Below are 17976 nucleotides of genomic sequence, written 5' to 3' on the forward strand. Positions count from 1 at the left end.
ACAGGCATGGTTGATGAATACGTTCTTTCCTTTATATTTCCTATATTTATTGCTGCAATGGGTATGCTAACCTTACCCTAAATTTAATGCAAATATCGGCAATAGGGTTGGCAACCGTTTGATCTAAATTTACGATCATGAATAATTTCGACTGGACATCATTCACTAAGCGTATCGCTATTAAATCTTCACTCCGTGAAATTTATGAAGCCTGGACTGTTGCAGCCAATCTGGAGAAATGGTTTTTGGAACGTGTAGTTTTCCAAGATATGGGAAATAACCAACTTGAACATACCGAGCCAGTGAAAAGCGGTACTCGATACGATTGGTACTGGTACCTTGAAGCAACACCTATGCACGGAGAAATCCTACGCGCAAATGGAAAAGATTTTATCCAATTTACTTTTGAGGGCGTTAGTTTGGTAGATGTCAAATTAAGTACGCTCGATGAATACGTTATTGTAGAACTGCGCCACCACAATATTCCACAGGATGATCATTCCAAACAGCACATTCGTTTGGGCTGCTCAAATGGCTGGGCCTTTTATTTGCACAATTTAAAATCAGTTTGTGAAGGTGGGATTGACCTGCGTAACAAAGATCCAAAGCTTGGGGTTATGATTAACAACTAAGGCAATCACCCTAATTAATTGACGATCAGAACTGCACACTAATTGATAAGCGACCTCGTTAAGTTCGGCCAGGTATTACACCGTAGGTAAGGTATGTTTGATTCGCTTTTGTCACTTTTAAAAACAACATTGGACAGCTTGGATAATCATAAATTGCAAAACGCTTTTTACTGAGCAAATAATGTAAGTTTGTAAAAATAGATATTTGTGGAAGAAAAATCATTTCGGGAGCTTCAACTAGAAATTGCGCAGTATAAGGAACGTCTGGACCAGCTATCACTTGCCAATGAAGAGTTGACCGATTTTATCGAAAACGCAGCGCTACCTCTACACTGGGTAAACGGTGAAGGGGTAATTACTTGGGCAAACCAGGCAGAGCTAACAGCACTAGGATATCAAAAAGAAGAGTACATTGGGCAGCCTATCGCTAAATTCCATGCAGACCAGCATACGATTGGGGATATCCTTACCAGACTCATCAACAATGAAACACTCATTAACTATCGAGCAGACTTAATATGCAAGGACGGAACGATTAAACATGTACTGATCAGCTCTAATGTGCTTCGAAAAGATGGAAAGTTCATCCACACCCGATGTTTTACAAAGGATATCACAGCGATGGTACTTGAAGAGCAGCGAAAAAATGATTTCGTAGCAATGGTGAGCCATGAACTCAAAACCCCCTTGACTTCTATTTTGGGCTACCTTCAAATCATGGCCTCGCGTACTGCAAAATCTGGCGATTCTTTTCTTAACCAGGCTTTGAACCGTACCGAGAAGCAGGCCAAGACCATGACAAAGATGATCGAGGATTTCCTGAACATTTCGAGACTGGAAGAGGCCAAAGTTGAGCTTAATCTTGAACCGATCGAACTGCACATTTTATTACAAGAAGTGATCCAGGAGATACAGCTCAATCACCACAGTCACAACATTAATCTAATACACAGCGGACCTATTCATGTTGAAGCGGATATGACTAAGTTGGCGCAAGTAATGATCAACCTGATCAGTAATGCGATCAAATATTCACCAGATTATAGTACTGTCTCCATTGGTTATGAGAAGCTGGGATCTACAGTGAAAATCTATGTAGCTGACCAGGGAATAGGTATTTCAGAAACTGACCAAAAGCGACTGTTTGAAAGATTTTACAGGGTCCAAAGCCAGGAGACAAGGTACAAAGTAGGTTTCGGCATAGGCCTATATCTTGTAGCCGAGATTCTCCGTTACCACCATTCAAAAATAGAGGTTGAAAGCGTCCCTGGACAAGGGTCTAGTTTTTACTTCCAGCTTCCCATTATTCAACTTTAGCTTCCAGGCCATAAATAAGAAAGCTTCCGCCAACAAACACCCTAATTAATAGACGATCGGAACTGCACAGGAGAAACTTTGGTTTTTATTTTAAACAGTCTGCTAAAGGACTGAGAATGCTCAAATCCTAACTGGTAAGCGACCTCACTGACGGTCAATGTTGTTGTAGAAAGCAGTTCTTTAGACCGCTCGATCAGCTTTTCATGGATATGTTGTTGTGCGTTCTGCCCGGTGAGCGATCTCAGCATATCACTTAAATAGTTGGGTGTATAGTTTAATTGCTCTGCCAGGTATTGCACCGTAGGCACGCCTTGATTAATTGGTTTTTCTTCATGGAAGTAAGCATTAAGTTGTTCTTCCAGTTTCTGAAGCAAGTCGCTGGTCACTGACTGCCGGGTTAGGAACTGACGTTTGTAAAAGCGCTTGGCATAACTTAACAGCAACTCGATCTGTGCAATGACCACTTCATGGCTGAAATCGTCAATCCGGTTGTTTAGTTCTTCCTGGATGATGGTGAAAATAGACGATACGGTGGTTCGCTCCTGCTCTGAAAGGTGTAGCGCCTCATTCGAGGCGTAGGTAAAGAACCCATATTGCTTGATCTTTGCGGCAAGCGGATATCCTTGAAGAAAATCCTGATGGAAGATCAAAGAATAACCTTCGTTTCCCTTGTAAATGGCAGTACTGCCCACAATTTGATTAGGTGCAGTGAAAACCATACTGCCTTCGTCAAAGTCATAATAACCCTGGCCATACCTGAACTGACCGCCTAATTTAGCGATAAAAGAAATCTTGTAAAGTGTGGTTACATAGCTGACCGGGAGTCGGCTTAAGTTAACTCTTTCCTCCCTGGTATCCAGTAAAGTGATCAGTGGATGCGCAGGTCCTGGAATGCCCAGCATACGGTGGATCTCGGTTATAGATTCCAGTTTTTCAATTTTTGGTGAGTCGTTTTTCATGCGGTAAGATGAGGCAAGATAATGAATTATGACCGGAGCCAGTTACAGCCACCGGTCATAATTTAAGTGGAAATGCGGTTAATGGCAACCGTTGAAAGTATGACCAGGCAAAAGTATTACCAAGGCAGCGGTCCTTCAGGGCCTGTAAAGCTGCCAGTCGGGCCGTCTGTTTCCAGGGCTACCCTCACAGGTTCTCTTGAGCCGACTTCCAGGCTATCCGTACCCTGAAAATTGTTCAGCGCCGTAGCCGTATAACCTGGGCTAGTAGCATTCACCTTGATGTTTTCTTTTTCCAGCTCTAAAGCGAAGGCCAAAGTCACGGCGTTAAGGGCGGTTTTAGAGGCCGCGTAAACAATGCCGAAGTTCTCTCTTGCCCAGCATTCCGGGTCAGAGATCCAGGTTAATGAACCCAGACCACTCGATACATTGACAATACGCGCTGCCAATGATTTACGCAGTAACGGCAAAGCAGCCTGGGTTACGGCAATAACGCCGAATACATTGGTTTCCCAAACCGTACGTACTTCGTCAAGTGATATATTGACGGCCCGTCCGGTGCTCATTAATTCCTCAGGGCTTTTAGGGCTTGTTCCACCATGCGATATACCAGCGTTATTGACCAACAGGTCCAGTCGGCTGTACTCGCTTTCGATACGTTTTACAGCGGCGTCGATGGTCGATTGGTCGGTAACATCCAGCTGAATGGCTTTTGCGTTTTCGCCGATCTCAGCAGCTGCCTTTTCTCCATTTTCTAGTTTACGTGAACCCAGGTATACGATATATCCATGAGCAGCAAGTGCTTTGGCGATCTCATTGCCAACACCTTGGTTGGCACCGGTTACTAAAGCAATAAGTTGATTGTTTGTGGTTGATTCATTTTGATTTTCCATATGATTACGATAATATTTTACGTAAGCAAAAGTCATGGTTCAGGCTTTAGATACTGTAACCAAATCAGGGAGACTTGTAACCAAAAACAACGACATCATTATTTTACCACCTCACTCACCAGAATGACAGGAATAACATTGGTATAGTTTTTAAAATCGGCACGGATGGCTTCTCTGTTTGGTGTTACAGCCGACTGGTATTCACTTAAGCTTTTTACGTAAAATGTACCGATAGCCATAAAGGGTAAAGCTTGATTTGGAATACCACTGGAAAGCCCTTTTTCAATGGTATATTTAACCAGGTTTGATCCTAAATACCCCGCCACCATGGGCATGTGCTTCGTTTCATAGTATTCCATATGGAAGGTTTTACCCTCGGCATAAGGATACATGATGGATATTTTAATTAAGCCCTTCTCAGCGGGTTTATCTTGACTGAATGCAAGATAGCAAGTGGTTAAAAGCAATAACGATAAAACAAGTTTTAATTTCATAACTAATTGATTATTATAGTAAATATTCAAATTATTTATGAAATTATACTACAAAGTATACGTTTAATTGGGTTCCAGGCAGGTTGCTGGTAAGACCGGGGATTCAACGGCACTGGTACGGCATTAGTACGGCCATCGTACGGGATTCTCCGTACGAGTCGCGTCTTTAACACGTTTCTAAGTAGTCTGATCTGCGGACTAACCTGCAAGCGCAGTCGAAGCTAGTGGGGCTTTACCTAACTTTTTTCACGGGCCTTCTTAATAGCAAAAAAATCAAATATATTTATTGTTTATCAATAAATATTTACTGATATTTATGCTATTCATTTTGTAACATAAAATTATGGATATCAAAATCACAACTCATCAAATCCTAAGGGTATTGGAAATACTTTCGTGGATTATCTTTATTGGCTTATGTATTCAGGCAGGAGGCATTTTGGTTAATACTTTCATTACCCTATTCATAAACCCTGCTGGCGTGGAGAACTTTTGGGAAGGTGCAGATTATTTATCAGGTCTTTACAACGTTGATAATGGGTATTTTCTGACAATGTCACTAGTAATGAGCATTGTAGCCGTCTTAAAGGCAATAATGTTTTACCTTATTGTGAAACTGTTTACAGAGAAAAAACTAAATATCGATCAGCCCTTCAGTCTCGAATTAAGGCATTTTATGTTAAACATATCTTATTTAGCGCTTGGCATAGGCTTATTCTCTAATGCTGGCTTTGAATTTTCCAGCTGGCTTGCTACACAACATTTAGAAACTGCCGACTTAAAGTCATTACATTTTGCAGGAGCTGATGTGTGGCTTTTTATGGCAGTGATACTTCTAGTTATCGCGCAGATCGTAAAGAGAGGGATAGAAATTCAAACTGAAAATAATTTAACGATATAACTATGCCTATTGTGGTAAACCTGGATGTGATGATGGCAAAAAGAAAGATGTCTTTGAATGAGCTTTCAGAAAAAGTTGGCCTCACCTTATCTAATTTATCTATTTTAAAAACAGGTAAAGCAAAAGCTGTTCGCTTTAGTACCCTGGAAGCCATATGTGATGTGTTAGAATGCCAACCTGGTGACATTTTAGAACATATTGATAAAAAAACATGAGCTATGGCGATCAGTTGAACACAGACCTGAATTGCCTTAGCGTCGCAACACCTATCTGTCCGAAATGGGCTACCGCTTTGTTTATGGCACTTTTAACAGCCTCTTCAGAGGTGATATCAAGTGCTATTGGATAGAGGTTTTGCAGTCTCCTATTATCGAAAGAAATGTGTATGAATTACCCCCTTAAAACTCAAAATGGTTAGTATTATAGAGTAGGCAATGATTAAATGAAATGCGTATCTTTATTCAGTTGCTTAGAAATATTGAACAACAATTTGAAAAAGCTATGGAACAAGTGACGAAATTTTTCAAGGAAGAAAAAGATTTCCTTTATCGCAAAGGTGAAGCAATAGGTGTGGCAAAAGGAGAAATTAAAGGCGAAGAAAAGAAAAGCCACGCAGTGGTAGAAAACCTTCACGTTAAATTAGGGCTTACGGATGAACAGGTTGCCTGAATCGCTGCATATTAAGTTGCTACTCATAGCAATAGCATCAATAATGATTATAATTGCTGGATGTAAGAAAGAGAATCCTGAAAAGGATAATACTGACACTCCCGTGTTTGCGCAATTGCCCGATTCGGTGATGTTTGTAAGCACATTAGATACCATTACAAAAAGCAATTTAGGCACGACAATTTACGTGCTTAACGCGTCTACCGGCTCATTAATAACTAAATACCATTACCCATATCATCAAAATACAACATGGAGCTATCCGGCCGCGGGCAATGGGTTTTTGTATAGCTTGGAAAATAAAAAAATTAATGCCATAAACATGAATACTGGCGAAGTATTATGGACGGATACGGTTGATAACTTGACCGTTCCCGTTTTGCATGATGACACTTTTTACGGAGTTTACCGGGAAAATAATACATCTTATGCCGTATACGCGCTGGATGCTAAAAAACCATCTAATGATTATATTTGGAAGTATAAGTTAACTCGTCTTCCCCTTACTTTTCCTCCAGGCGTTGATAATCCGCCACTTTACCCTATCATAAAGTACGACGTTAGGTATTATAATGGGACCATATATATAACTGCAGACAAAATACATTTAGTCGCTTTAGATGCAATAACGGGTGTGTTAAAATGGGAAATATCAACGAATAACACCGCCCTTTATTCATTAGCCGCATTAAATAAAGGGGTAATTATAGCTGGAAAAGACGTTATTGATGCTGCCAGTGGGACTAAGATATGGTCTGCAAGCCCAGCAAACGTACCGCTGGTGCCCGGCACCCAGACTGTGCAAGCAGAGATAGCGTATGCAACAATTGAACTGTATTTTGTAAAAACATATCATTTCAACACGCCTGAATCTACCTCATTCCTGAGTGCTGTAGACAGAGCAACCGGGGAAGATGTATGGACAATTAATTTTGGTGGCGGCTATTCTTCCTGGGATACTGTCAATACTGTCGAAAAGGTTTGGAATAATCAATTGATTGTTAAAAACGGCATCAAATCCAGCAGTAAATATGGTACAAATATCGCCGAAAATTTTAGGCTGCTAAATATAGGTAGCGGTTCAATTAAGTTAAGCTTTGATGATATTGGTAAGGGTAATGATCTTGAAAGTTTTATTGTGAACAATACCATGTATTTTCATAAAGCCAACAACAATTTAGGCCCTTTCTATTCCCCACCAGTTAACTATTTGTATGCGATAGATCTGTTCACCGGCAAACAAAAATGGAATAATGATAAATTATTAGCCGGCTACAGTGGTTCTGTATTCAGTTGTGTATTTGCAGCAGGTAAAGGCTTTTCGCCTTTTATTCAATGATAGGATGCATTTAAGATATCAGGGATTATGACTTTTGTCCAATAATTTCTCTTCGGTGCGCTAATCCCCAATCCGTAAGGTTGGTAATAATGGTTTGTAATGTTTTGCCATGTTCGGTAAGCCCATACTGAACGGTTACTGGGTGAGTATTTAATACCGTTCGTTCGATCAGTTTGTTCACTTCCAATTCTTTTAATTCTTTGCTCAGCATCTTATTGGAAATACCGTCAACATCATTTAAAATGTCTGAAAATCGACGTTTGTTATAAAGACAAACAGATGAAATAATATAGATTTTCCATTTACCGCTTAGTACATCCATCGCATCGTGTATAGCCCTCATTTCTGTTTTACGATCCAACGCTACTTCCTTTTTGCACTCCATATGTTACTTTGTTACCTCTAGGTTACTGTTACTTTTAGTTACAAAGTTACTAATTGTTATTATCACCAGCTAACTTTGTGGTCAATATTAGACATAAAAGTAATGAAGAAATTAGAGAACAAAGTAGCCATAGTTACAGGCGCCTCAAAAGGAATAGGTGCATCCATTGCTAAATATTTCGCAGCAGCGGGTGCAAAGGTTGTAGTGAATTATGCTTCAAGCAAAGAAGGTGCAGATCAGGTGGTAAAAGACATCACCAATAAAGGAGGTATTGCCATTGCAGTGCAGGGCGATGTATCAAAAGAGGCAGACCTACTTAGCCTATTTGAAGAAACCAAGAATGCTTTCGGCACATTAGATATTCTGGTAAACAATGCAGGTATTTATAAATATGAAGCCATCGAATTGGTGTCTACAGCGTCTATCCAAGCGCATTTCAACATCAATGTGATGGGACCAATCCTGGCTATCCGTGAAGCCGTAAAGTTGTTCGGTGATAAAGGTGGAAATATTATCAATATTAGTTCTGGTGCAAGCAATACACCTTTACCAACGGGCTCCGTATATTCTGCAAGTAAAGCAGCATTAGACGCCATTACTATTGCTTTATCTAAAGAATTTAGCGGAAAAAATATTCGCATCAATTCTATTTTACCAGGAGTAGTAGAAACTGAAGGTTCGCACAGTGCGGGTTTTATTGGTAGTGACTTTGAAGCTAAATTAGTAACCACTACACCGCTCGGCCGTACAGGACAACCGGAAGACGTTGCGAAAGTAGCCGTATTCCTGGCTTCCGATGATTCTGCCTGGATCACGGGCGAGAAAATATCCGTATCCGGAGGCCTTTACGGCGTTTAATTCTACATCAAATTAAGATTTAACAAAATGACAAAGTTAAAAAACAAAGTAGCCGTGATCACAGGCGGCAATAGCGGTATTGGATTCGGTATTGCAGAAGCATTCAAAAACGAAGGCGCAATTGGCGTAATTACAGGAAGAAACCAGACTACATTAGACTTCGCTTTATCCGCTTTAGGTGCGGCCTTTACTGGCATTAAAGGTGATGTAACAAAGAACAATGATTTAGATAGTTTATTCAAAAAAACCGCTGATCAATATGGGAAAATCGATGTTTTAGTGGTCAATGCGGGTGGTGTTGTGGATGGGATGCCAATGGCTGCCATACACGATGTTACGGAAGAGAACTATGACAGCTACATGGACCTGAATTTGAAAAGTGCCTACTTCACGGTGCAAAGAGCACTCCCCTATCTAAATGACGGTGCATCCATCATCCTGATCGGATCGAGTGCCGCGCATCGAGCCGCACCGGGCATGGCCATTTATGGTGCAGCAAAAGCAGCGGTTATATCATTGGCAAAGGGCTTGTCGCTGGACTTGTTATCGAGGAAAATAAGGGTTAATGCGCTTTCTCCTGGCTCTATTGATACACCCGTTTTTGGAAAAATTGTTCCCCAAGAACAACTGGAACAGGTAAAACAAATGTGGGTAGATATTACGCCCGTGGGCAGACAAGGGTTGCCAGCTGACATTGGCAAAGCTGCAGTGTTTTTAGCATCTGACGACTCCGAATTTATCGTAGGAACCGAAATTCTTTCAGATGGCGGCATGACTAATATCAGTCTAATGAAATAAGGCTTATTAGCTGTCAGGCACTATTCTTGTTTCCTTGTGATATTGATATTTTCAAGCCAACGGACAAGTTTGGTACTGACGCTTTTAGCTTTATCACCCTCCATGACAAAAAGTTCACCGTCACGCTCTACCCCACCCTTTACGGTGAAACCTTCTAATACCCTGCTATTTGGACAAAGCTTTTTCACCGTTTCAAAACTACTGCCGATGCCATAACCTGCGTTAGTATTAAAGGGAATTATCGTTTTTCCGCTAAGGTCATATTCATTTAGAAAACTTTTCATAGGAGGTGGCAACTGCATTCCCCAGGTAGGAAAACCAACAAACACCATATCGTATTTCTTGATATTGTCGATTCTTGTTTTTAAAGGTGGCAGGAAGCCTGATTCATTTTCTTTGGCTACCTGATCAACTGTTGTCTTATAATCAGCGGGATAAGGTTTCAGCACTTCAATAGCTGTAATTGTGCCACCAACATGTTGATGGATCATTTCTGCAACAGCCTTTGTATTGTTGGTTCGTGACAAATAAACGATAAGTATATTTTTACCTGTTATCTTCTCCAAATTTTCTTTTGGCGGTTGAGCCTTAGTACAAGCTGTTGACATCATGATTAGCAATATGACCGCTAATTTCTGTGTGGCATTTTTCATTGGTTAATCAGTTTAAGTATTCAAGGTTAGTTACCCACCCTTTTAAGTAAATTCGCTGGATACCTTGCTCCTTGAATGGTAATTTTTGAAGCCGCTTCTTCAATCTTCAACAAGTCCTCAGTGGTCAGTTCAACCGATACCGATCCAATGTTTTCCTGTAATCGATGAAGTTTAGCTGTACCTGGTATGGGAACAATCCAAGGTTTTTGTGCCAGCAGCCATCCTAAAGCAATTTGGGCAGCAGATACATTCTTTTCAGTAGCTATAGTTTTTACCAGATCTACCAAAACCTGATTTGCTTTTCTGTTTTCTTCTGAAAAACGCGGTACGATATTTCGAAAGTCGTTTTTATCAAACTGTGTATGCTCATTAATGGCACCAGTCAGAAAACCTTTACCCAGTGGACTGAAAGGTACAAAGCCGATCCCTAATTCTTCCAGGATCGGTAAAATCTCCTGTTCAGGTTCACGGAAAAACAGGGAGTATTCGCTTTGTAGTGCGGCAACCGGTTGTACAGCGTGTGCTTTGCGGATGGTTTGTCCACCTGCTTCTGATAATCCCCAATGTTTGATCTTGCCTTCTTTAATTAATTCCCCAATGGTGCCCGCAACTTCTTCGATCGGTATATTTGGGTCAACGCGGTGCTGGTAAAATAAATCAATATAGTCTGTATTTAAGCGTTTTAGCGATCCTTCAAGTGCTTTACGAATACTTGATGGGCGACTGTCTGGTGGGTTGGATGAGCTTCCATCAAGGAAACCAAATTTTGTAGCAATCACCACCTGATCTCTTGTTGCTTGGAACGCTTCGCCAAGAAGTGTTTCATTATCAAAAGGGCCGTAAACTTCGGCTGTATCAAAAAATGTAATACCTGCATCAAATGCAGCATGCAATAGCTTAATCGCTTCCTTTTTTTCTGTGGCCGGGCCGTATCCAAAGCTCAAGCCCATACAACCCAATCCTAATGCAGAAACTTCCAATCCGCTATTTCCTAATGTTCTTGTTTTCATGTCGATTGTGATTTTGATTTTAAAAAATTGTGGCAATACACTTCACTATGATTTTCATCAACGTTTTGCATCATGGCATTTAAATTTGAACTTATCTGCGAACAAGGTGATGTTATAATGTTTCAACTTAACGCGTAACCTATTCATTTGCACAAAGGTCGAGACTTAATAAACGTTAATTGTTATACAGATTACTGGAATGCCTACCGTTATTACTGATTAGGGCTTACGGGTAATTCAAATGGTTGGTGATGTAGTATCTTTGAGTAAAGAAATAATAAATGATATGGAAAATATATTGATGATTGATTCCATCGGTCAGTTTAGCACTATAAACAACAATGAAACTTTACATCCATTAGTAAATATTGTCGATCTGTCTAAGGCAGAGGAGAGACAAAACCGAAAGTCGAATTATGGCTTTTATGCTGTGTTTTTAAAGGAGATTAAATGCGGCGACTTACATTACGGATGCAATTATTATGATTATGAGGAAGGTACCCTGGTATTTGTAGGGCCTGGCCAGGTCATTGGCGTAGAAAATAATGGGGAGCTTTATCAGCCAAAAGGACTTGCTTTAGTCTTTCATCCTGATTTGTTAAAAGGTACATCACTAGGGCGACATATAGCTGACTATAATTTTTTTTCTTATGAAGTATTCGAGGCGCTTCATTTATCTGAAGCTGAGCGTAAGATCATATATGATTGTTACGCTAAGATAAAATATGAATTAGTTCGTGGTATTGACAAACACAGCAGAACCTTAATTGTAAGTAACATTGAGCTTTTGCTAAACTATTGCATTCGTTTTTACGACAGGCAGTTCATCACACGTGAAAATGTTAATAAAGGAATATTGCAGAAATTTGAAGAATTGCTGAATAATTATTTCAACTCAGAAAAACCAAAGGAAATTGGTCTGCCTTCTGTTGGCTATTGCGCAGATCAGTTGAACCTTTCAGCAAATTATTTTGGTGACTTGATTAAAAAGGAAACAGGAAAATCAGCACAAGAGTACATTCAGTTTAAAATTATGGACTTAGCCAAGGAAAGGATTTTTGATGCTACAAAGTCCGTTAGTGAAATAGCATACGAATTAGGATTTAAGTATCCCCAGCATTTCAGTAGATCATTTAAGCAACATGTAGGTTATTCTCCCAATGAATACAGAAATTTAAATTAACTTTAAAGTCGATCGATAGGAATTATATGGTGTTGGTCACTGTACATAACCGTACATTGGATGTTCAGTATTGAACATGTTGTTTGAATACTGCATGTATTAGGCTAAGCATCAGCATGATACTTAACAACATTTGTTTTGGCATGCTAATCGCAAAAGCCAGCAAAAATGATCCTATGCTCGCACTTAACTTTAAAATAGCTTTAAGAAACATTCGTAAAAATCCCGGCTTCTCCATTATTAATATTGGCGGACTGGCAATTGGACTTGCTTCCTGTATGATGTTATTGCTTTACGTTAATTACGAATGGAGCTATGACAAACAGTTTAAGGATATTGATCGCATATACTTTGCCCAACTTAACTTAAAGCTTGGAAGTAACATCATTACGCTGCAGGCTACACCAAATGGGCTTGCCGGTACTGCAGCCCAGGAGATTCCCGGTATTGAGGTGGCATCACGTATAAGTGATCCGGAAAACAAGCTCTTTAGTTACCAGCAGCAAAAGATTAAACTATCATTCACCTATGTAGACCCTACATATCTGCAAATCTTCGACTATACCTTTCTTAAGGGAGATCAGGCAACCGCATTAAAACAACCCAATTCCGTTATTCTTACAGAAAGTGCTGCAAACAAGTTGTTTGGGTTTGAAGAGCCTATAGGGAAAAGTTTGTTATGGGATAACCGCAAAACCCTGACGGTAACGGCTGTAATTGCCGATCCGCCTAAAAACCAGAGCACGCAGTTTGAAGCGCTCCAGACCTGGGATTTTTACAGCCAGGAATATCCGAATGAAATTAACGGTGGCTGGGGCAGCATCAACTGTGCAACTGTATTTAAACTAAAAGTGAATGCAGATGTTAGCGCAACTGATGCATCCTTGCGTAAGCTTGCAAAAGCGCATCATAAAGAGAGTCAAATGGAAATCTTCCTATTTCCATACCAAAAATATCAATTGTATGACGAGTTTAATAATGGGAAAGTTGTAGGTGGCAGGATCGATCAGGTACGGCTTTTCTTTTTTCTTGCTTTTTGTGTACTGCTGATTGCCAGTATCAATTACATGAACCTCTCTACCGCACGATCAGAAAAACGTGCAAGGGAAGTTGGTGTACGGAAAGCATTAGGTTCAAGCCAACGGTCGCTAATTGGCCAGTTCCTGATGGAATCTTTGTTATTGTCATTCTTAGCGATGATTATTGCGGTTGCACTGATCGAATTGACCCTTCCCTATTTTAATAACCTGCTGGAAATCGTCATCACCATTAATTACCATTCCCCATTATTCTGGTGTTTCCTCCTTGCCCTGATCCTGGCTACTGGTTTTCTAGCTGGATGTTATCCCGCTTTTTACCTTTCCTCTTTCACCCCGGTAAAAGTTTTAAAAGGCTTCACCAATATTGGAAAGGCCTCATTACCGATCAGGAAGCTGTTAGTGGTGTTCCAGTTTAGTTTATCGATCGTCATGATCATCGGTGCTACCATCGTATATTCACAGATTCAGTTCATGAAAAATAAGCCTCTGGGCTTTGATAAAAATAACCTGGTACAAATGAACCTGGAGGGTGAATTTGCCAATCCAAATAAGGTAGAGATCTTAAAAGCAGCGCTAAAAAATGCAAACGTCATTGTTTCTGCAACAGAATACGCCGCAGATTTTACAGCTAATGGTGGCTCGATTACGGGCGACTTCGACTGGCCGGGCAAGAATGGAAAAGACGATTTTATTATAAGTTACCGCAGTGTAGGTTATGATTTTGTGAAAACCATCGGTGCTAAATTGGTAAGTGGGGCCGACTATTCCCGTCAACTGGCATCAGATACAGCTAGTGGAGTACTCCTTAACCAGGCGGCAGCCAGGATGATGGCGCTTAAGCAACCTGTGGGTACACCTATTACCTGGGGTGATTTAAAATTAAAAGTGATTGGTGTGGTGAATGATTATCATAATACAAACCTTAGGCATCCTTCAGAACCTACGGTATTTTATTATAATCCTAAAAAGAGCAGCGCTTTACTGTTGAGACTTCATCCTAACCAACCTCTTCATGGGGCTGTCCAAACCATCAATAAGATTAGCCAGGAACTGAATCCTGCCTATCCACCTGCGTTGACCTATGTGAGTGAAGGGATGGAACAAAAGGTAAAGTCGGAAAGATTACTCGGTGTGCTCTCTAATATATTCGGAAGTTTTGCTATTGTAATTTCCTGCCTGGGTTTGTTAGGCCTGGCGCTTTATATGGCTGAGCAGCGTAAACGTGAAATTAGTATCAGAAAGGTTCTTGGAGCAGATTTAAAAAGCATCTTGATGTTGCTGAATAAGGATTTTATCAAATTGGTATTGATTTCTAATGTCATTGCGATCCCTGTGGCCTATATTTTATTGACGAATTGGCTCAAAACATATGATTACAAAGTAAGCATGGGATTATGGCCATATTTTATGGCAGCAGGTATTTCGTTAACGATTGCCGTGTTTACCATCAGCATGCAAAGTTTCAAGGTGGCTAAAGCAAATCCGGTAGATGCTTTGAAGTATGAGTAGGAATCATTTCACTGCCTGGAATAATGGAGTGCTACATATCCTGGTTTAAGGAGTGTAGTTTTTACAAGGTTTAACAACAATTTATCTTGCAACTTCAGCTCTCCTATTAATTTTTTGCCTTCTCCTACGATGATGGGATGAACGACAAAAAGATATTCATCAATCAAATTAAGCGCTATAAGTTGCGATGAAAGTGCTATTCCGCTTACTAAAATATTTCTACCGGGCTGTTCTTTCATCTTAAGTATTTCCGCTTCAAGATTGTTATGAAGAATTCTCGTGTTTTTTTCGTCAGTGTGTATTAATGTTTGGGAGAACACAACTTTATCGATAGCATTAAATATTTTTGCAAACTCGTAAGTTGCTGTTTGCTCACCATCGTGAGCTAATGCATAGTCAGGCCAAAAAGGGACCATCAATTCATAGGTTTTACGTCCGTAAACGAGTAAATCAGCATCTTTTAAAAGCTGCATAAAGTAGTGATGTACTTCGTCGTTCGCAATGGATTTGGTGTGGTCGTAACAGCCATCTAAAGTAATATTGATGGCGAAGATTAATTTTCTCATCGTATTGCATTTAATTGGTATTTTAACCTGAATCCATAAGCCTTATAGGTTACTTCGTAGCAACAGAATTTTCCTGATGTGCTGCAAGTAACCTTTTTAATTCTTCTATTTCCTGTTGTTGTTCCTGAAGAGCCTTAATGATAAATGGAACAAGTTTTTCAAGGTCTACCGTTTTTACTTTTACCTGGTGATTGCTGTTTTTGCCTTTTGGAGACGAATAGAACTGATCGTAAATAAGCTCATTGGCCAAATGCTTTACCTCATCAACTTTTAGTGAATACTGTTTTCCTTTAGGCAAACTGTTTATTTTTTTGTAATCATAATCAAAACTTACGGGCTGAAGTGCATTGATTAGGGAAAGGGAACGTTCCATTGGCACCTCATTTTTAATATACAAATTAGGTTCTGCTTGCTTAATAATTGCTTGCTGAGCCGCTACTTGAAGGGTGCAAACTAAAATAAAAGCAGAAATAAGTACAGTTTTAATATAATCTATGCGCATAGTTGAAATGTGTAAAATGATAAAAAAGGCAAGTTACGTAGTTTTACTTTAAATCTAAACCCAGTTTTTTCTTAAGAACTTCAACCAGTTTCCAGACATCAGGTTCTGGACATCGTTTTCACTATACCCCCGCTTAGCAAATAAAGCGGGCACTTTATCCAGGTCTGCAATGCTTTCCAAATCATAAGGACATTGTTCTTTCCCATAACCACCGTCGAGATCTGAGCCGATACCTACATGATTTGTATTTCCGGCCAGCTGGCAGATATGGTCAATATGATCAATCATTACTTCCAGGTTACATTGCATCCCCAAAGGTGTGGAAATTTTTCTTTCCCAATTCGGCACCATCATCCAGGCATCCAGTGCAGCGCCAATTACAGCGCCCCTATTGATTAGTTCCTTGATCTGCTCATCGGTAAACTGGCGGTTATGATCTACTAATGCCCTGCAGTTGTTGTGTGATGCCCACACTGCCCCATTAAAATGACTTAAGGCATCCCAAAAACTTTCATCACTTAAATGGGTAACGTCAAGAATGATGTTCAACCGTTCCATTTCGGCAAGCAGCGCATAACCATCAGGGCCCATTTTGCCAGTGGCATTGGTACCCTGTGCATACCTCCCTGGTCCGTAATGTGCCGGACCAACTGCCCGCAATCCTTTTTCATAAGCGATTTTGAGGTACCCCACGTCGACTATAGAATCTGCTCCTTCCAGGCTCAGTATATAACCGATAGGCTTTTCGGGTAAGGGTACTTCACTTTGCCACAAATTCAGGTGCTTTTCTAAACCTTCGAGATCTTTCACCTGCACCAACTCCCCGGCTGTTTCCATGGCATGGTACCAGGCAAGCTGCCCTTGCGTTTGTGCCCAAGCCTGTTCTGGAGAATGCCATCCTGGTAAAGCATTGCCTGGAGCAACGTAGCGTGCAATTTGTGTAGCCACCACTAGTCCTATGTTTCCTTTTCGTAATTCCGGAAAGCTTACTGTTGCATTGCCCCGGTCTGGCTTATCTGTTAAGCCGTATTCCCGCTCATTGATCGTGTTTAATGGAAGCCGTAGGTCTCGGTTCCATTCCATGGCATTCATACTCAAATCCAGGTGTGCATCTATCTTAAACATAGGTTGTAATTCGTTTAAATGGTGTCTTTTCTTTTTCGTGAACTGATTTTCCACACTTCAGGTGTTCTTTCAGGAGAGACGCTTATAATTTCATCGTAAAGGGCAACCGTCGGACAAACATGATGTGGTAATCCGTATAACACGTCACCAACTTGATAACCGTGGTGTATTCCGGCATCAAGAACCAGGTGTTCCTCACTTTGGCTTATGGGTATCAGGTTTGGGGCATTAAGGAAGGTTACCCTCCGCAACAATTCATTCTCTGCCGACACAGCTTTATGGCCCAGGTCAGTACAAATCAGCTTCTCCTCTGGCAAGGAAACAATCCTCGTCATCAGCACTGCTGCGGGCAGGAAATGTTGTTCCTGGAAAGCCTGCTGGTAACCACTATCCCATAGGGCAAAGGTTCCTGGACTGCATTCAAAATTTGTAGCTTCTGCATACATAGGGAAACTTGGTGTACCACCCGCGATGATAGTTGGTTTGTGCTGATACTTCTGTTCTACCTGTTCACTTAATTCATGAAGCACATCAATAATTTCGTTGACTTTCTGCTGTCTAATGGAGTAATCACTGTCATGAATATGACCGTCATAAGCATGCAGCCCCATGAACTTTAATCCTACGATCGCAGAGATGTCTTCATAAAGTTTAAATACTTTACCTGGAAGGACGCCTGTGCGATTCATGCCTACGTTAATGTCAATATATACCTTTACAGTAGTGTTATTTTGTTTGGCAAGTAAGGAGATGCTTTTAGCCGTTTCTAAATTATCTATTAGACAGGAATAGGTGGTTCTAGGAAATCGCTCTTGCAAAGTCATAAACCTGTTGATATTGGGGCCTACAGGTTGATAAGCCAATAACACATCTGGTGCTTCACAACTGCCCAGCATCTCTGCTTCAGCAATAGTTGCACATTTAAATTTCTGTAAACCTGCCGCCATAAGCAGTTTTGTTACCTCCACAGATTTATGTGTTTTTACATGTGGACGAAGACGGCTTTTATCCTTAATCATACCGATAAGCAGGTTTATGTTTTGCTGGATTCGGTCCTCATAAAAAACCAGCCCCGGGGAACTTATGTTTGCCACATCTTCCAGTTCATACCAATTTGATTTGTTCATGATTAGGCAATTAATTTAA

Annotated in this window: 20 protein-coding genes; 10 read left to right on the forward strand and 10 right to left on the reverse strand. The window is 40.5% G+C overall.

Annotation, left to right across the window (positions count from 1 at the left end; translation table 11 throughout):
• Positions 1-137: 137 nt before the first annotated feature.
• Positions 138-632 carry an SRPBCC family protein gene (locus IWX76_RS01855; protein WP_196858154.1) on the forward strand — a complete coding sequence of 165 codons (495 nt, stop codon included), beginning with the start codon at positions 138-140 and terminating at the stop codon, positions 630-632.
• 207 nt (positions 633-839) lie between these two features.
• Entirely contained in the window at positions 840-1949 is a 1110-nt protein-coding gene (locus IWX76_RS01860) for a PAS domain-containing sensor histidine kinase (RefSeq protein WP_196858155.1), read from the forward strand.
• A gap of 41 nt (positions 1950-1990) precedes the next feature.
• Here the strand turns inward: IWX76_RS01860 and IWX76_RS01865 are convergent, their stop codons facing one another.
• The 3 genes from IWX76_RS01865 to IWX76_RS01875 all read right to left on the reverse strand — a co-directional run bounded on the left by IWX76_RS01865 (position 1991) and on the right by IWX76_RS01875 (position 4292).
• The gene (locus IWX76_RS01865; RefSeq protein ID WP_196858156.1) at positions 1991-2908 is read right to left on the reverse strand and encodes a helix-turn-helix domain-containing protein; all 918 of its coding nucleotides are present in this window, start codon (positions 2906-2908) and stop codon (positions 1991-1993) included.
• Between the two features lie 116 nt (positions 2909-3024).
• Complete coding sequence (locus IWX76_RS01870) at positions 3025-3798, reverse strand: SDR family NAD(P)-dependent oxidoreductase (protein ID WP_196858157.1); 774 nt, start codon at positions 3796-3798, stop codon at positions 3025-3027.
• Positions 3799-3896: 98 nt separating this feature from the next.
• Positions 3897-4292, reverse strand: a complete 396-nt coding sequence (locus IWX76_RS01875) for an EthD family reductase (protein WP_196858158.1) — start codon at positions 4290-4292, stop codon at positions 3897-3899.
• A gap of 343 nt (positions 4293-4635) precedes the next feature.
• Between IWX76_RS01875 and IWX76_RS01880 the strand changes: the two genes are divergently transcribed.
• From IWX76_RS01880 to IWX76_RS01895, 4 genes are all read left to right on the forward strand, one after another.
• Positions 4636-5193 (forward strand): DUF2975 domain-containing protein, encoded by a 558-nt coding sequence (locus IWX76_RS01880; protein ID WP_196858159.1) that lies wholly within the window; start codon positions 4636-4638, stop codon positions 5191-5193.
• Positions 5194-5195: 2 nt separating this feature from the next.
• The gene (locus tag IWX76_RS01885) at positions 5196-5408 is read left to right on the forward strand and encodes a helix-turn-helix domain-containing protein (RefSeq protein WP_196858160.1); all 213 of its coding nucleotides are present in this window, start codon (positions 5196-5198) and stop codon (positions 5406-5408) included.
• A 232-nt stretch (positions 5409-5640) separates the two neighbouring features.
• Entirely contained in the window at positions 5641-5862 is a 222-nt protein-coding gene (locus tag IWX76_RS01890; RefSeq protein ID WP_196858161.1) for a hypothetical protein, read from the forward strand.
• Positions 5863-5905: 43 nt separating this feature from the next.
• On the forward strand, positions 5906-7201 hold the full coding sequence (locus IWX76_RS01895; protein WP_196858162.1) for an outer membrane protein assembly factor BamB family protein: 1296 nt from the start codon (positions 5906-5908) through the stop codon (positions 7199-7201).
• Between the two features lie 25 nt (positions 7202-7226).
• Here the strand turns inward: IWX76_RS01895 and IWX76_RS01900 are convergent, their stop codons facing one another.
• The gene (locus IWX76_RS01900) at positions 7227-7586 is read right to left on the reverse strand and encodes a winged helix-turn-helix transcriptional regulator (RefSeq protein ID WP_334640988.1); all 360 of its coding nucleotides are present in this window, start codon (positions 7584-7586) and stop codon (positions 7227-7229) included.
• 102 nt (positions 7587-7688) lie between these two features.
• Here IWX76_RS01900 and IWX76_RS01905 point away from each other — a divergent pair, with 102 nt between their 5' ends.
• Both IWX76_RS01905 and IWX76_RS01910 read left to right on the forward strand, forming a co-directional pair.
• On the forward strand, positions 7689-8444 hold the full coding sequence (locus IWX76_RS01905) for an SDR family NAD(P)-dependent oxidoreductase (RefSeq protein ID WP_196858163.1): 756 nt from the start codon (positions 7689-7691) through the stop codon (positions 8442-8444).
• Positions 8445-8471: 27 nt separating this feature from the next.
• A complete protein-coding gene (locus tag IWX76_RS01910; RefSeq protein ID WP_196858164.1) occupies positions 8472-9242 on the forward strand; it encodes an SDR family oxidoreductase in 771 nt (256 codons plus the stop codon).
• Between the two features lie 20 nt (positions 9243-9262).
• Here the strand turns inward: IWX76_RS01910 and IWX76_RS01915 are convergent, their stop codons facing one another.
• The gene (locus IWX76_RS01915; protein WP_196858165.1) at positions 9263-9895 is read right to left on the reverse strand and encodes a flavodoxin; all 633 of its coding nucleotides are present in this window, start codon (positions 9893-9895) and stop codon (positions 9263-9265) included.
• Between the two features lie 26 nt (positions 9896-9921).
• On the reverse strand, positions 9922-10905 hold the full coding sequence (locus tag IWX76_RS01920; protein WP_196858166.1) for an aldo/keto reductase: 984 nt from the start codon (positions 10903-10905) through the stop codon (positions 9922-9924).
• 286 nt (positions 10906-11191) lie between these two features.
• Here IWX76_RS01920 and IWX76_RS01925 point away from each other — a divergent pair, with 286 nt between their 5' ends.
• Both IWX76_RS01925 and IWX76_RS01930 read left to right on the forward strand, forming a co-directional pair.
• Positions 11192-12088, forward strand: a complete 897-nt coding sequence (locus IWX76_RS01925; protein ID WP_196858167.1) for a helix-turn-helix domain-containing protein — start codon at positions 11192-11194, stop codon at positions 12086-12088.
• Positions 12089-12231: 143 nt separating this feature from the next.
• Positions 12232-14637 (forward strand): ABC transporter permease, encoded by a 2406-nt coding sequence (locus IWX76_RS01930; RefSeq protein ID WP_196858168.1) that lies wholly within the window; start codon positions 12232-12234, stop codon positions 14635-14637.
• Positions 14638-14645: 8 nt separating this feature from the next.
• Here the strand turns inward: IWX76_RS01930 and IWX76_RS01935 are convergent, their stop codons facing one another.
• The 4 genes from IWX76_RS01935 to IWX76_RS01950 are packed head-to-tail and all read right to left on the reverse strand — an operon-like array spanning position 14646 to position 17957.
• A complete protein-coding gene (locus IWX76_RS01935; protein ID WP_196858169.1) occupies positions 14646-15203 on the reverse strand; it encodes a dihydrofolate reductase family protein in 558 nt (185 codons plus the stop codon).
• Between the two features lie 49 nt (positions 15204-15252).
• Positions 15253-15705 carry a hypothetical protein gene (locus IWX76_RS01940; protein WP_196858170.1) on the reverse strand — a complete coding sequence of 151 codons (453 nt, stop codon included), beginning with the start codon at positions 15703-15705 and terminating at the stop codon, positions 15253-15255.
• Between the two features lie 54 nt (positions 15706-15759).
• Positions 15760-16830 (reverse strand): dipeptidase, encoded by a 1071-nt coding sequence (locus tag IWX76_RS01945; protein ID WP_196858171.1) that lies wholly within the window; start codon positions 16828-16830, stop codon positions 15760-15762.
• A gap of 14 nt (positions 16831-16844) precedes the next feature.
• Positions 16845-17957: a D-TA family PLP-dependent enzyme gene (locus IWX76_RS01950; RefSeq protein ID WP_196858172.1), complete on the reverse strand. Its 1113-nt coding sequence runs from the start codon at positions 17955-17957 to the stop codon at positions 16845-16847.
• Positions 17958-17976: the final 19 nt, after the last annotated feature.

Source organism: Pedobacter sp. CAN_A7 (assembly GCF_015752175.1).
GTDB lineage: Bacteria > Bacteroidota > Bacteroidia > Sphingobacteriales > Sphingobacteriaceae > Pedobacter.